This window comes from Lysinibacillus sp. GW823-FHT06C08 (assembly GCF_058795135.1).
In genome coordinates, this window is the sequence record NZ_JBXAHN010000001.1 from 113,687 (window position 1) to 129,017 (window position 15,331).

Below are 15,331 nucleotides of genomic sequence, written 5' to 3' on the forward strand. Positions count from 1 at the left end.
CATTTGTTGTATAGAATGAAAAGAAGCAAAATATGTCTGTTTTACAGCTTTAATAGTAATTAAAGAGATAATTTATGGTCGTAAAAAATACAAATATCTCCTAAAAAATATTATTTCTTTTTCTTGAAGGCAGAAGTAACTTTAGGCTCGGTTCCATTGATTAAACGTTGAATATTTTCAATGTGCAAAATAATAGCAATAGCAAAAAGTAGAATGGTAATAATGGTCGGGCCAAGCCCAGGAATCCATAAATAAGTAGCGGTACAAAAAACGAGGTAAAACTCTAATACCCCAACAATTAAATAGTTCGTTGCAAAAGATAAAATAATAAATAGAATAAGTGCAAATAAACCAATCTTCCAATCAACCGCAAGTAAAATTCCAATGATAGAGGCAGTCCCTTTTCCACCATTGAAGCCCATATAAAAAGGGAAATTATGCCCCAAAATAACCCCTGCAGCTATCAAATAGGTGAGGAGCCATGTTTGTTCTGCTGTTAAATGTGTTGCATCTGTTAAATAAAAATGTGCACCGACGATGGCTACGACGCCTTTGCCAATATCGATAAGAGCTACTAAAACGCCATATTTCCAGCCGAGTGAAAGCGTAGCATTAGAGGCACCAGCATTGCCATGGCCAGCTTTTTTTAAATCAACCCCGGATAAAAATTGTGCCACTTTAGAGCCGTGAATACAGCCAATCAAATAGCCAACAACTAGAAAACAGATCACGGCTTTTACCATAAAAATACTCCTTTCAAATTTTTTTTAAAATAGTGTATGCGTTCTTACTACGTAAAAGAGCAGACAGAAGTTTCGGAAAAAATAAAATTTAGATGTTGACAGAAAAAAACTCTATGCTTATACTTTGTAACAACGATGGAAATTGAATCTCATACTCTTATCAAGAGCGGCGGAGGGATAGGCCCTATGATGCCCGGCAACCAGTAGGTGATGAACTTACTAAGGTGCTAATTCCTACAGATTCTTACTTGGATCTGGCAGATAAGGGGAGGAAAACTTGCAACCGCAACCCTCTTCTTAGCTGAAGAGGGTTTTTGTTTTCTACAGAAAAATCCTCCTCATCTCCGGTACCATCGTAAAAAAATAACCAAATGGAGGTACACAATGACAAATTTTAAACCAGAAACACTGCTGTTACATGGCGGTCAAGAACCAGACCCAGTGACGGGTTCTAGAACAGTTCCTGTTTACCGTTCAACTGCTTTCGTTTTTAAAGACACTGCTCATGCGCAACGTCTTTTTGCCTTAGAGGAAGCGGGAAACATTTACACGCGAATTACGAATCCGACAGTGGATGTTTTTGAAAAGCGTGTGGCTTTATTAGAAGGTGGGACGGCAGCAGTAGCACTTTCATCTGGTGCAGCAGCTATTGCATTTTCTATATTAAATCTAGCTGGAGCAGGAGATGAAATTGTAGCAGCCAGTTCTTTATATGGTGGTACGTATAATTTATTCGCTAATACATTACCAAACTATGGTATTAAAACGATTTTTGTAGATGAAACAAACCCAGAGAATTTTAAGGCTGCCATTACTGATAAAACAAAAGCTGTCTTCGCAGAAGTTTACGGTAATCCAAGCTTAAAGGTTTTAGATATTGAAGCTGTAGCTAAGATTGCACATGACAACAGCTTACCATTAATTATCGATAGTACATTTGCTTCTCCTTATGGTTCTACACCAATTGACTACGGTGCAGATGTGGTAGTTCACTCAGCAACTAAATGGATAGGTGGCCATGGGACAACTCTAGGCGGTGTTGTTGTAGACGCTGGTAAGTTTGATTGGACTAGTGGGCGATTCCCAGGCTTTACAGAGCCGGATGCTTCTTACCATGGTTTACGCTATGGAATAGATACAGCTTCTGCAGCATTTGCTACAAAGCTGCGTGTACAGCTGTTACGTGATTTTGGACCAACGTTAAGTGCAGATGCAGCTTTCAATCTATTACAAGGTTTAGAGACGCTTCATTTGCGTATCCCTAAACACAATGAAAATGCTTTAGCTGTGGCTGAATATTTACGTAACCACCCATCTGTGGAGTATGTAAATTATAATGGCCTGGAAGATTTTCCAACACATGAGTTGGCGAAAAAGTATTTAAAAAATGGCTTCGGCTCAGTGCTTACATTTGGCATTAAAGGTGGACGTGAAGCAGGACGAAAGCTTATTGATCATGTAAAGCTGTTTTCACATGTGGCAAATGTAGGGGATGCTAAGTCGCTAATTATCCATCCAGCATCTACTACACACCAACAATTATCAGCAGATGAACTAATTCAAGCTGGCGTAACCGAATCGCTCATTCGCTTATCAATCGGTTTAGAGGCAGTGGAGGACATCATTGCAGATTTAGAGCAGGCTATTACTCAGGCAACAGCAACAACTGAACAAACAGTAGAAGCGTAATATAGAGACAGGCGAGTGTTGTAGCGTTTACGTATTTTCTCATTCGAATAGCCTCATTTGGTATACGTCAAACGTTGCTACATTAACCAATTACCTCATCCGGTAATTATCAGAACCTTTTAAAAAATAATACCGAGTAATTTTATATGTATTATTGACTTTGTTAAAACCTTGTTATATACTTGGAATTAAGTTAAGTGTTCGGAAAAACCTCGTTGAAAAGGTAAATGTTTTCATAAGTGCTCCCCCCACTTTTGAATAGATAGGAGAGTAGTTACATAGCCAGTGGCTACTCTTCAAAAAAACTGATGATAAAGGAGTGTTTAAAATGGGTAATCTCTATAGTGCGCAAAACATTGCATCTTATCTAATTTATGAACTAAATGAAGGTCATGTATTTGTTAACAATCAATCCATTCAACACATCCTTACATTAGTGGAACATAAATGGCAGCAAATTTTTGGTCATTCAGCATATCAGGAACAGGTTTGCGCAGATGATATTGGCTATACGATTAAGGAAGTTTATGAGACATATGCGAAGTATGGTGTGAGCCACATCCAGCTTCCAGCAACAGAATTTTATTTGAAATACGGTACATTTCAATTAGTAGAACGTACGTATGCAATACCAAATTTTACAGAAGAAGAAATTAGTATTGTTCAACAAGCTTTAACACAATATCGTTTTCAATTGCTTTCAAAAGCGAGCTAAATAATCCCTCATATATTTAGGCTCATTCTCTGCTGCTACAGGGAATGAGCCTTTTTTATAGTAGTTTAATTATTTAGCTGGTTTATGGGTGTCTGAACATACATATATAATAGAAGAAAGACATCATTATTTGAGAGTAAAGAGTCAATATTTGTTCAAATTTTATGGATAAACTAAAAAAACGTATAGTAAAAGGAATGAAACCGATTTCTTTTGCACGTCTAGGGAAAACAAATGTCCTTCCTAGAAAGATTTTTCTTGTGTAAAGTATATATATGCGTTACAATTTTCTTTAAGTTAAATTTCGAATTATTTGAATTTGTATATGATCTAACATGTACTGAATATCAAAATTTATCCAAAATTAAGGGTTGGCTAAGGCCTGCGGTTGGTGTCAAATGATTTGGCACAACCCCACGGAGAGTTTGGCTTGATGAAACTGCGGAATGTAAGTTGGAGGGAATAATAAGAATGGCAACTATAAAGGCAGCGATTTTAGGATTTGGAACGGTAGGTCAAGGGATCTATCATATATTAAATGAAAAGCGGGAAGATCTTAAAAATAAATTAGGCATTGAGTTGGAAGTAGCGAAAATTTTAGTAACAGATGCTAGCCGCGAACGTGTACCAGGCACAGCACATTTGATGACTACAAGCATGGATGATGTATTGGCTGAACCAGGCATGCAAGTAATATTTGAAGCCATTGTGAATGAAGAGCCTGCATATAGCTATTTAAAGAGAGCGGTAGAGCATAAATGTCATGTTATTACTGCCAACAAAGTCATGTTTGCAAAGCGTGGGTTAGAGTTACAAGAACTTGCAAAAGCAAATGGTGTCTTTGTAGGCTTTGAGGCGACAACTGCTGGAGGAGTACCTGTTATTAAAACGATGAAAAATATATTACTTGTTAATGATGTTAGTCGTATACAAGGTGTTTTAAATGGTACTTGTAATTATATTTTAACTAAAATGCGAGCAGAGGGCTGGTCATTTGATACAGCTTTAAAAGAAGCGCAAAGTTTAGGCTACGCTGAGGCAGATCCGTATAATGATGTTTCTGGTCAGGATGCCTTTAAAAAGTTAATGATTTTAAGCGCCCTAGCATTTGGAGAGCAACCTGATTGGGCGGATGTAGAAGTTATCGGCATAGATAGTATTTCAGCTTCGCAGGTCCATGAGGCATGTGAAAAGGGTTTACGTTACCGTCATGTAGCTGAGGTGGAAAAACTAGCTAATGGGAAAATTGTAGCAAAGGTTGGACCACAACTGGTTGATAAAGAACATCCACTTTATCCAGTCGATGATGTGTTCAATGCAGTTGCATTAGAAACAAATTATATTGGTACTTTAACCTTAGTAGGTCCTGGTGCTGGAATGTACCCAACAGCAAGTGTGATGGTAGAAGATTATGCTGAAATCATCGGGAAAAGGGCAGGATTTGTTGTAACGATTTAATCATTATTATTTTATAAAGGTAACCCGCCATTCAACAATGATCTATTGATTGAATGGTGGGCTTTTTAATCCTCGTCTTTTACGTCAATATCCTCTGGTATCGGGGTAGATCTCCATATTTCAATTTCCTCTTTAATACGTTCCAATTGATTAAAATACGTACTAAATTGTCCACTATTTATGAGTATCATATTTCCATCGAAAACGGAACGGATGCGTCCCTCATAGACTAGGCGTATTATTTGTTCTTCAGGCATACCTAGTTCAATTGCTGTCTCTTCAATTGTTTTGTACATACAACTCGCTCCTTTAACTGTATTCATTATAACGTCCATTTAACCGAATGCATACTGGAGTGGATGAAAGAAAAAGTAAAAATGATAATTGTTTGATTTTGGATAAATATGTATGATTAGTATTGGAAGGAAGAAGGCGGAGGGGGTCTACATGTTAAATCTGTTATTTGTATGGTTAGCAGCTATTTTATGGGGGATGACAGGAACTGCCCAAACGTTTTTAGATAATAATGTATCTCCGATTGCAGTCGCCACTATTCGTTCTGCCATTGGTGGTGGAATCCTCTTAGCTATTACAATTTTTTGGCGAAAAATTAATTTTCTACATTGGTCGTGGAAATGGACGATTTTAGCTGCGGCTAGTATTGCTCTTTTTCAAGGTCTTTTCTTTTCATCAATACGTCTAACAAGTGTAGCAATTGGAACTGTTGCGACCATTGGAAGTGCACCGGTATTTTCAGGCATTATTGAATGGATTATATGGAGAAACCGACCATCTATTATTTGGGGGCTAGCTACATTGATAGCGATCATGGGCTGTCTTTTATTGTTTATCAATAATGGGGAAGAAGCTGTACAAATGGGTGGCTTTGGTTTAGCGCTCTGTGCAGGGTTATCTTTTGCCTTTTATACAAATATTAGTAAGAAATTAATGGTGCAGGAAGATGCTTTACCAGCAGTTGCTATGACGTTTTCGCTCTGTACTTTATTTTTACTACCGTTTTCACTGTCTAATGGTTTTGCTTGGTTAGAAAATATGCAAAATTTATGGACGATACTATTTATGGGAATTATGTGTACTAGCGTAGCTTATTTACTGTTCTTAAACGGTTTGCAAAAAATAAATTCATCAACAGCTGTAACTCTATCCTTAGCTGAGCCATTGACAGCCGCAATACTTGGCGTTTTTCTAGTCGGAGAACAGTTAAGTGGCGTGTCCTGGCTAGGTGTAGCAATGCTATTAGGCAGCATTGTTGTGTTGACGATAGGTGGGAGGCAAGAAAGGCTTCATAATAAGCTAAAACCTTAAGAAATTCTTCATTTTTTTACTAGCTGGATTTTAAGATTTGAAAGGTACACTTATATTTGAGAGCGAGGTGTCTATCATGACGAAACTAACAGTTCTTGTTACAGACGACGATCAAGATATTCGTGATGGTATTGAAATTTATTTAAAAAATGAAGGCTATAATGTTATAAAAGCAGCAGATGGCTTAGATGCAATAGACAAGCTAGAAAATAATGAAGTACATTTAATTATTTTAGATATAATGATGCCAAATATGGATGGGATTACTGCGACATTTAAAATTAGAGCAGAGCGCAATATCCCTATTATTATGCTTAGTGCAAAGGCAGAAGATGGAGATAAAATTCATGGATTATCGGTAGGCGCGGATGATTATGTAACAAAGCCATTCCATCCATTAGAGCTATTAGCACGAGTGAAATCACAGCTTAGACGCTATGTACAACTAGGAACGTATAGTGAAGGTGCAACAAAAGTAGAAATTGACGGGCTTACTCTTGATGAAGATGCTAAAGAAATCATTTTAGAAGGAGAACCAGTTCGACTAACTCCAATAGAATATAAAATTACGGAATTATTAATGAAAAATGCAGGGCGTGTTTTTTCGATTCGTGAAATTTATGAACGAGTTTGGAATGAGGAAGCCTACAATGCTGAAAATATTGTAGCTGTGCACATTCGAAAAATTCGTGAAAAAATTGAAGCGGACCCAAAAAACCCACGCTATCTAAAGGTGGTATGGGGCGTTGGCTATAAAATGGAAAAATAAAATAGAGAAGTATATGACTATTGCAGGATTCATTGCAGGTGTTGTTGGACTTATTTATTTTGGCGTTTATGCTTATCAAATCGTCGATTCTCGCTCCTCAGAGGTTTTACAGTTACTAGAAAGAATTTTTTAGAGGAGTGTTAGTGGTATGATAAAAAAATGGAAATCCCTACTGGTGTTAATGAGTCTCATTTGGACTATTTTCGGCATCTTTACTTTTTGGCATGTAGGCTATCAGTATATTGGTAAGTCCTATTTCGAATCAGAAAATTTCCAACATGAAATCGATAATTTTACTTCAGAACTCGGGCCGTTAGTAATAAATTTACCGAAGGCTGAAGACTTAAAAGGGAAAATAGAGATTACGCAGTCTCAAATAGAAGATCATCGAAATTATTATGGTACATTAGGACAGCAAATCGATAATATTAAACAACAATACGAACAGCGAATTCAGGAAGCAATGGATGCCAATGCGGGAGAATTACAAATAAAGCTAGAGACTGAACGAGATAATAAAATTAAAGACATTACGGCAAATTTCGAAAACGATGAACATGTAAGAAAGAAGATTCTTGCTGGGGAAGAAGCACTCATCGATAAATATATAAAAGCAGCACAGAGTGAAGCTAAAAGCTTTAAAAAGTCTTATGATTACTGGTCTTATGAGTTGACGAATACGGAAACAGGAGAAACATACCGTGCAGGTGATGTTTCAGAAAGTAGTGCCTATAAAATAAAGTATTCTGAGCGAAATCCATTGTATGTGGGAAATATTAGTAATAATGTAAGGGATATTTTTTACCGTACAGAAACTTATGTGGATGTCGATAATCTTTATGAAACAACTGAATATATAGGTGTCTTAACCATCTCTAAAAAAGCAGTTCAATCATTAGGTGTTATGCAGGATTATAATCGTTTTCACCGTAATCAATATACCTACTTCTTTATATGGCTCACTAGCATAATAACGGCAATTTTTGCTTGGAGAGGTCGTAAGGATGTACTGCAAACTGTTAAAGGAATGAAGGAAAAAGACGTTTTAAATAAGGTGAAATTCGATTTTCAAGTTGTTTTAGTGTTGATCACAGGGTTTATGTATCTTATTTCATCTCAAATTGTTTTTGAGTCGATTGAATACACTTACGATTACAATTTCCAATATAATTATGTACGCTCTATACTAGATTTCGCCTTTAAATTAGGTGTGTTAATTATCATAGGAATTGCTTTCTTTATTCAATTAATTTGGCTTTATACAAGAATAGATACGTTGAAAAAGTTAGAGCAAAATGTGAAATCCAGTTATTTATGGTCACTCGGGGATTCAATTACGGATTTATTTATTAATCGCTCTATAGCGATGCACGCACTGTTCATGTTAGGGGCAGCCTTCTTTGGAGGAGGTAGCCTTGTCGCTTCTATGTTAAGAGGAGGAGCTTTCCCAGTTCTTGTTCTAGGTGTGTGTATGTTTGTAGGGTTTCCAACCTTGATTGTTTTCTTATCAAGAATGGGTTACTTAAACCGTATTATGAAGGATACGAAAGATATGGCCAATGGGCGACTGAATCGTGACGTGAAAGTGAAAGGGAAGTCCCCACTCGCTAGTCATGCTGAAAATCTTAATCATTTACGAGAAGGCGTTCGAACATCTATGCATGAGCAGGCTAAAAGTGAACGTTTAAAAACAGAGCTTATTACCAATGTGAGTCATGATTTACGAACTCCGTTAACTTCGATTATTACGTATACGGATCTTTTGAAAAAATCTAATCTTACAGAGGAAGAACGTCAACAATACATTCATATTCTCGATAAAAAATCAGAACGTTTAAAAGTATTGATTGAAGATCTCTTTGAAGTATCGAAAATGGCAAGTGGTAATATTGAGCTTCAACGAAGTCGTGTAGATTTGACACAACTTATTCAGCAGGCGGTAGGGGAGCATAAGGAAGATTTATTACAGTCGCGTTTAGATTTACGAATGACGATGCCTCATGAGCCTATTTATGCCTATGTAGATGGTCAAAAATGGTGGAGACTCATAGATAATTTAATTGTTAATGTATTGAAATATGCGTTAGAGGGTACCCGCGTCTATGTGACGTTAAAACGAACAGCAGATGGTGATGCTGAATTAACGGTAAAAAATGTTGCGAAGTATGAAATTAATGAAGACGCTGATGAACTATTTGAACGTTTCAAACGTGCAGATGCTTCACGTCATACAGAGGGATCTGGACTTGGATTAGCCATTGCGCAATCTATTGTAGATTTGCATGGAGCTCGCATGACAATTGATGTGGATGGCGATTTATTTAAAGTGACAGTTCGAATTTCAGCAGTATGAGGAAAAGGTGGTGGCAGAGGATTGCCACCATCTTTTTTTCATTATAAGCCTAAGTTCTTCGCGATAATTACTTTCATGACTTCATTCGTGCCTGCATAGATGGACATAACAGGAATGTCTCTGTACCTTCGTGCAATCTTATATTCCTCCATATAGCCATAGCCACCATGAAGCTGCATGCATTGCGTGGCTATCTCACGGGCATTTTCAGTTATCCAGTATTTTGCCATGGATACTTTCGTTACCACATCTTTTCCTGCGAGATGCTCTTCAATCAATGATTCCAGAAATGATTTACCGATCTCCATTTTAGTAGCCATTTCAGCTATTTTAAATTGTGTATTTTGAAAGTCTCCAATGGACTTGCCAAATGCTTGGCGTGATTTTACATAGTTTAGTGTTAAGGCAAGCATATCCTCAGTTGCTGTTTGTGCTGCAATTGCCACAGCTAACCGCTCTTGTTGAAGTTTTTCCATCATATAAACAAAGCCCTTACCTTCTTCACCAAGTAGGTTTTGTACTGGCACTCGGCAATCTTCAAAAAATAGCTCAGCTGTATCTTGAGCATGCATACCGACTTTTTCCAGCTTTCTCCCTTTTGTAAAGCCTTGTGTACCTTCTTCAATAACAAGTAGACTAATACCTTGGTGTTTTTTTTCAGCGGATGGATTTGTTTTCACGGCGACAACCGCTAAGTTGGTATGAATTCCGTTTGTAATAAAGGTCTTTTGGCCATTTACAATATAATGGTCTCCATCACGAATAGCTGTTGTTTGAATATTTGCTAAGTCTGAACCTGTACCTGGCTCAGTCATGGCGATCGCTGTAATATAGTCGCCTGAAATACATTTTGGCAGCCACCGTGATTTTTGTTCATGTGTACCGAAGGATTCAATATAAGGTACGACAATATCATTATGCAGGCCGATCCCAATAAGACTTGAGCCTATACGCTCAAGCTCTTCTTGAATAATAACACCAAAACTAAAATCAAGACCTAGTCCACCATATTGCTCTTCTACTTGAGGGCAAAGATAGCCCATATCACCAAGTCTTCGCCAAAATGTAAGCGGGATAAGATGATCTTTTTCCCATTGCGCATAATGTGGCTCGGCTTCTTCTGCTAAAAACTTACGAAAGGTTTTACGAAATAACTCATGCTCTGTTGTTTCAAATTTATAACGTGTCATTTGAACTAGCACCCCTTTTTGCTCGTAAATACGTAAATCTTCTCTATCACCTATTATGTTACTGGAATATTTGTGAAAATAATAGTAGCTTTTTATACTAAAATGACGAAATTGTCATTTATGTCCAGTGAAATGTCATGTAAAACAAAAGAATGATACGAAATAATGAGCTATGCTTACAATGTAGGGTTAAAGCATTTAGTTCCTATTTTCTTTAGAAGATTATTCAAGTACTTCATCCCATATGACTGTTACATATAAATGATATAATCAACTAAATATATAGGAAAGTAGAGGACGAAGATATGCCAAAAGTAATTGGAGGTATACTTTTAATTAGTATTTATAGTGCGTTGACTTTCTATTTGGGGTGGGGAGTAAAGCAGTGGCTAGGGGCTATGGGATGGTTCCGTTACCCAATCTTATTTTGGTTAGTACTGTATCTTGTCGCTTTCAGTATTATTATTGGAAGATTGCATGAGTCCTTACGATTCTTTTCAGTTATTGGTAATTACTGGATGTTTATTTTTGAATACGGTTTATTGCTATGTTTAGCAGCACAATTGATTATTTGGCTAACACCCTTTAAAAATGTACAAATAATTGGTAGTATAGCAATTGCTGTATTATTTATGCTAAGTATTATCGGCTCTTATTTAGCCTATTCTCCAGTCGTTCGTCATTTAGAAATAACTGTTGATAAGAAGGATAGTGAACTGAAGTCATTGAGAGCTGTTGTGGCATCTGATTTTCATTTAGGTGTTTTATCGCATAAAAGGCATTTACAACGTTTTGTTGACTTATCGAATGAAGCACAGCCGGATATTGTGTTGCTAGCTGGAGATATTGTCGATGATGATCCAAAATGGTTTGTTCAAGGGGAAATGGCAGATGTCATGAAACAGTTAACATCTACATATGGAACTTATGGTATATTGGGGAATCACGAATATTATGGTAAAAAGATTCCTGAATTTATAAAAGAAATGAAAAATGCCAATGTAAATATACTACTTGATGAAACAATTCGTATAGATGATGCGTTTATATTAACAGGGCAAGAGGACAGGACGAATAAAGATAGAAAGTCACTAGCAGAGTTAAAGTCTTCCGAAAGCTTACCATGGCTCGTAATGAATCATACGCCTGACGATTTGTTAACTCCTTCGAAACTGGGGGTGGACTTACACATGTCAGGTCATACGCATAAAGGTCAACTGTGGCCAAATCAGTATATTACCGCTCGAGTGTTTGAACTGGATTATGGTTATAAGTTGAAAGACCAAATGCATACACTTGTTTCATCAGGCTATGGCTTCTGGGGTCCGCCAATGAGAATCGGTAGTAGGTCAGAGCTTTGGATAGTGGATATGAAATTTCGTTAATGGCTACAGCTGTGGGTGACTTATAGGTGAAATAGCAGTAGTATATGAAAATGGAGTAATTTATAATAAGTGAGTATTTGATTAATAAAGGTAAGGTGACAAGGTGGAAATTATAGAGTTATTAAAAGCACTGATTTTAGGCTTTGTTGAAGGTATGACAGAATTTGCCCCAGTATCTTCAACTGGCCATATGATTATTGTTGACGATATGTGGTTAAAAACAGAGGAGTTTTTAGGTAAATATCCTGCCAATACATTTAAAATTGTCGTTCAATTGGGCTCCATTTTAGCTGTTATCGTGGTGATGTGGAAGCGTATGTTAAGCCTAGTTGGCTTATACAAAATTGATGGTCAGTCTCAGTCCATTAATAGACGTTTTAACTTATTGCATGTTATTGTCGGTATGCTACCAGCAGTTGTCTTAGGGTTTGCATTTAAGGATTTTATTGACGATCATCTATTTAAAGTAGAGCACGTTGTTTATGCACTAGTAGCAGGGGCTATCCTAATGATTGCAGCCGATAAATTGGCACCAAGAAAACCAAAAGTAGATTCTTTAGATAAGATTTCATATGGTTTAGCCTTTAAGGTTGGGCTAGTTCAATGTTTATCTTTATGGCCAGGATTTTCACGATCAGGTGCGACTATTTCTGGTGGGGTATTATTCGGTATGAGTCACCGTGTGGCAGCCGATTTTACATTCATTATGGCGGTACCTATCATGGCAGGAGCTAGTTTAGTATCTGTTTTGAAGAACTGGGACACATTATCAATGGATTATTTCGGATTCTACGCTGTCGGATTTATTAGTTCATTTATCTTTGCGTTACTATCAATCAAGTTTTTCTTAGCACTTATTTCAAAAGTGAAATTAATGCCTTTCGCAATTTATCGTTTAGTTTTAGCAGCAGTTCTTTGCGTAATTATTTTCATGTAAACAAAAAGTCACTCTTCTTTCACAAGAAGCGGTGGCTTTTTTGCCTTAAATTTATTGGTTTTTCAATCCATCTTTCAAATAAAATGAATAAAATTAGGTATATAGTATTTGTTTTAGAGTAAATGTGTTATTGTATTTAATAAATACAGCCAACATTTACCCATATATTGTTCATTTGGTAGGTTTGAGATTATAATTGATACATAAAGTATCTACTTATTTGTTGTTTTTTAATAGCATGTAGGATAATAGACTTAGCTCGGTATATGATTATAATATGAGGTGGATAAAATGTTTCAAATTGTAAGTAGATCTAAGAAAAATACAATTGAAATAAGTAATGAAGCTAATATAGGCATTTTTATTAAAAATCCTGATCGTTTATTGCAATTAAATCTTGTGGAATTAAGCGTATATGATCTTCAATTAATTAATAGTTTAAAGCCATATGTGGAAAGAAACGTTGTGGAAGTTGTTGCGGCATTTTATCATGCAATTGAAAGTGTGCCAGCATTACGTGAGGTTATTCAAAGGCATAGTTCCAGTGAGCGCCTACGTCAAACATTACGCCATCATATTATTGAAATGTTTGAGGGGAGAATAGATGAAGCTTTCCTTGAAAAGCGTAGACGTGTGGCAAAAATGCATGTGAAAATTAACTTATATCCGAAGTGGTATTTAGCAGCCTTTCAAATTCTTGAAAAATCTTTACGTAAGATAATTTTTGAACTTCGTTTATCTAAGGGGGAGGAAGAAAAATTTTGCGATGCCATCAGTAAAATATGTAATTTTGAACAGCAAATTGTTTTAGAGGAATACGATAACTATGCAAATACATTGATTGAGGAACAGCGCAATAACGTTCGAGAGCATGTCAAGGATGTAATTGGTGGGATTTCTACTCACATAGAGGCTCAATCACAAAATACATCGGATACAGTGACAGAGCTTGTTAATAGTGCCCAAAAGGTGAACGATTCATTGAAGGATAGCATTCATGAGGCAGAATCGATGCAAAAGGTTTCAAGTGAAGGCTATGCCAAAATTGTTTCTATTAATGAACAAACAGGGAAAATTCATCATAAGACATTTGAAATGGCAAATATGGTGGAGCAGCTGGATGAATCCTCTTCAAAAATCAATGCAGTGGTTGAAATGGTTAAAAGTATTTCGGGTCAAACAAACTTATTGGCATTAAACTCGGCAATTGAGGCGGCGCGTGCTGGGGAGCATGGCAAAGGTTTTGCGGTTGTTGCCAATGAAGTACGTAAGCTTGCGGATCAGACGAAAAGTTCAGTTGAGCAGATTGCTGATTTAATTCAGATGTCTAATGGAATTACCACACAAGTAGTTCAAGCTATACAGGATATACAAGAGCTCGTAAATAATAGTATCAAACAGAATGCCGAGTCCTTAAAGGCATTTGATGCAATATCTACCTCCGTAGAGGATTCCATTTCAAATTTCCAAAACGTAGGGAAGCAAATATCAGATTTAGCAAATATTATTGAGACGATAGGTGAATCCTCTGATGAATTAGAGAGAGTTGCCAATCGTTTGAATACGACCATCAGAGAATTTTAAATGAGATGTAACTATGCATACAGCTTATGCATAGTTTTTTTATGCTTACAAAGTGGATAAAATGATTGATTTCACGGATAAACAAAGTCTTTAGGCTGATGAAAAGGGAAATTAGCGATTATTATAGAAGGTTGCAAACTAGAAACCTCTAGAAAATGCTTCCCTTAAGTGTTACGCTATAGGCGAATTAGGGAAATGAGTAGAGAGGTGTTTGGAACATGAAAAAGAAATTATTTATTACACGTAAGTTTCCTGCACATATTGTTGAGCCATTAAAAGAGTTTTATGAAGTTTCTCAGTGGGAAGAGGAGGAGATTGTCATCCCTCGCGATAAACTACTTGCATCTGTCGCTGATTGTGAAGTGTTGTGGGTAACAATTGCAGATCAAGTGGATGAGGAATTACTTTCGCAAGCACCAAACCTAAAGCTAGTAACAAATTTAGCAGTTGGTTTTAACAATATTGATGTGAAGGCTTTACGAAAAAGAGGTATTATGGCGACAAATACGCCTGGTGTCTTAACGAATACAACGGCTGATTTAGTATTTGGCTTACTGCTTGCAACGGCTCGTAGAATTCCGGAAAGTGAGAGATATTTACGAGAGGGAAAATGGAAAAGCTGGTACCCGATGCAGCTGGTTGGTAAAGACGTATCAGGGGCGACGATTGGAATAATAGGGATGGGCCGAATTGGTCAGGCTGTTGCTAGACGAGCAAAAGGTTTTGATATGAAAATTTTATATAATAACCGAAGACGTCGACATGAGGCGGAAGAGATGTATGGCTTTCGCTATGTATCATTAGAGGACCTCTTACAACAATCTGATTTTGTTGTAATTATGACACCTTATAATAGTGATACTGAGGGTCTCATTGGCGCACATGAATTAGCGTTAATGAAAGAGGATGCTGTCTTAATAAATGCTTCTCGCGGTGGAATTATTGATGAGGCAGCTCTATACGATGTCCTGATAAGTGGCAAGTTATGGGCAGCAGGGCTGGATGTCTTTGAACAAGAGCCTGTTGCTATGGATCATCCATTGTTGACACTCCCGAATGTAGTGGCACTGCCGCATATCGGTAGTGCGTCCTTAGAAACGAGAACAGCTATGCTCATGTTAAATGTGAAAGCATTGGCTGCTTATGGACAGGGCAAGGCTATTTCAAATCGAATTGATTAAA

General features: G+C 36.9%; 14 protein-coding genes and 1 riboswitch. Of the genes, 11 read left to right on the forward strand and 3 right to left on the reverse strand.

Going from position 1 to position 15,331, the window contains the following annotated elements; genetic code table 11:
• Positions 1–110 precede the first annotated feature (110 nt).
• On the reverse strand, positions 111–743 hold the full coding sequence (locus tag AC1Q6O_RS00575) for a glycerol-3-phosphate acyltransferase (RefSeq protein ID WP_089985944.1): 633 nt from the start codon (positions 741–743) through the stop codon (positions 111–113).
• A 154-nt stretch (positions 744–897) separates the two neighbouring features.
• Positions 898–1,011, forward strand: a riboswitch (SAM riboswitch).
• Between the two features lie 116 nt (positions 1,012–1,127).
• Here AC1Q6O_RS00575 and AC1Q6O_RS00580 point away from each other — a divergent pair.
• The 3 genes from AC1Q6O_RS00580 to AC1Q6O_RS00590 all read left to right on the forward strand — a co-directional run bounded on the left by AC1Q6O_RS00580 (position 1,128) and on the right by AC1Q6O_RS00590 (position 4,605).
• Positions 1,128–2,432 carry an O-acetylhomoserine aminocarboxypropyltransferase/cysteine synthase family protein gene (locus tag AC1Q6O_RS00580; RefSeq protein ID WP_089985945.1) on the forward strand — a complete coding sequence of 435 codons (1,305 nt, stop codon included), beginning with the start codon at positions 1,128–1,130 and terminating at the stop codon, positions 2,430–2,432.
• Between the two features lie 328 nt (positions 2,433–2,760).
• Entirely contained in the window at positions 2,761–3,147 is a 387-nt protein-coding gene (locus AC1Q6O_RS00585) for a hypothetical protein (RefSeq protein ID WP_089985946.1), read from the forward strand.
• A 471-nt stretch (positions 3,148–3,618) separates the two neighbouring features.
• Positions 3,619–4,605 carry a homoserine dehydrogenase gene (locus tag AC1Q6O_RS00590; RefSeq protein WP_069479870.1) on the forward strand — a complete coding sequence of 329 codons (987 nt, stop codon included), beginning with the start codon at positions 3,619–3,621 and terminating at the stop codon, positions 4,603–4,605.
• Between the two features lie 65 nt (positions 4,606–4,670).
• Here AC1Q6O_RS00590 and AC1Q6O_RS00595 read toward each other — a convergent pair whose 3' ends face one another.
• Positions 4,671–4,901 carry a MerR family transcriptional regulator gene (locus AC1Q6O_RS00595; protein WP_036122699.1) on the reverse strand — a complete coding sequence of 77 codons (231 nt, stop codon included), beginning with the start codon at positions 4,899–4,901 and terminating at the stop codon, positions 4,671–4,673.
• A gap of 151 nt (positions 4,902–5,052) precedes the next feature.
• Here AC1Q6O_RS00595 and AC1Q6O_RS00600 point away from each other — a divergent pair, with 151 nt between their 5' ends.
• The 4 genes from AC1Q6O_RS00600 to AC1Q6O_RS00615 all read left to right on the forward strand — a co-directional run bounded on the left by AC1Q6O_RS00600 (position 5,053) and on the right by AC1Q6O_RS00615 (position 9,053).
• On the forward strand, positions 5,053–5,931 hold the full coding sequence (locus tag AC1Q6O_RS00600) for a DMT family transporter (RefSeq protein WP_089985947.1): 879 nt from the start codon (positions 5,053–5,055) through the stop codon (positions 5,929–5,931).
• A gap of 76 nt (positions 5,932–6,007) precedes the next feature.
• On the forward strand, positions 6,008–6,700 hold the full coding sequence (locus tag AC1Q6O_RS00605) for a response regulator transcription factor (RefSeq protein WP_008176208.1): 693 nt from the start codon (positions 6,008–6,010) through the stop codon (positions 6,698–6,700).
• Complete coding sequence (locus tag AC1Q6O_RS00610; RefSeq protein ID WP_008176206.1) at positions 6,678–6,833, forward strand: hypothetical protein; 156 nt, start codon at positions 6,678–6,680, stop codon at positions 6,831–6,833. Before AC1Q6O_RS00605 ends, AC1Q6O_RS00610 begins: the two co-directional genes overlap by 23 nt.
• Before the next feature lie 15 nt (positions 6,834–6,848).
• The gene (locus tag AC1Q6O_RS00615; RefSeq protein WP_089985948.1) at positions 6,849–9,053 is read left to right on the forward strand and encodes an MFS domain-containing histidine kinase; all 2,205 of its coding nucleotides are present in this window, start codon (positions 6,849–6,851) and stop codon (positions 9,051–9,053) included.
• Positions 9,054–9,094: 41 nt separating this feature from the next.
• On the opposite strand, the gene AC1Q6O_RS00620 is transcribed toward AC1Q6O_RS00615, so the two are convergent.
• The gene (locus tag AC1Q6O_RS00620; RefSeq protein ID WP_089985949.1) at positions 9,095–10,243 is read right to left on the reverse strand and encodes an acyl-CoA dehydrogenase family protein; all 1,149 of its coding nucleotides are present in this window, start codon (positions 10,241–10,243) and stop codon (positions 9,095–9,097) included.
• A gap of 305 nt (positions 10,244–10,548) precedes the next feature.
• Here AC1Q6O_RS00620 and AC1Q6O_RS00625 point away from each other — a divergent pair, with 305 nt between their 5' ends.
• The 4 genes from AC1Q6O_RS00625 (at position 10,549) to AC1Q6O_RS00640 (ending at position 15,330) form a co-directional block, all read left to right on the forward strand.
• Entirely contained in the window at positions 10,549–11,628 is a 1,080-nt protein-coding gene (locus AC1Q6O_RS00625) for a metallophosphoesterase (protein ID WP_089985950.1), read from the forward strand.
• Positions 11,629–11,731: 103 nt separating this feature from the next.
• Positions 11,732–12,565 carry an undecaprenyl-diphosphate phosphatase gene (locus AC1Q6O_RS00630; RefSeq protein ID WP_012292617.1) on the forward strand — a complete coding sequence of 278 codons (834 nt, stop codon included), beginning with the start codon at positions 11,732–11,734 and terminating at the stop codon, positions 12,563–12,565.
• A 291-nt stretch (positions 12,566–12,856) separates the two neighbouring features.
• The gene (locus AC1Q6O_RS00635) at positions 12,857–14,149 is read left to right on the forward strand and encodes a globin-coupled sensor protein (protein ID WP_008176197.1); all 1,293 of its coding nucleotides are present in this window, start codon (positions 12,857–12,859) and stop codon (positions 14,147–14,149) included.
• Between the two features lie 218 nt (positions 14,150–14,367).
• The gene (locus tag AC1Q6O_RS00640) at positions 14,368–15,330 is read left to right on the forward strand and encodes a 2-hydroxyacid dehydrogenase (RefSeq protein ID WP_089985951.1); all 963 of its coding nucleotides are present in this window, start codon (positions 14,368–14,370) and stop codon (positions 15,328–15,330) included.
• Position 15,331 lies beyond the last annotated feature (1 nt).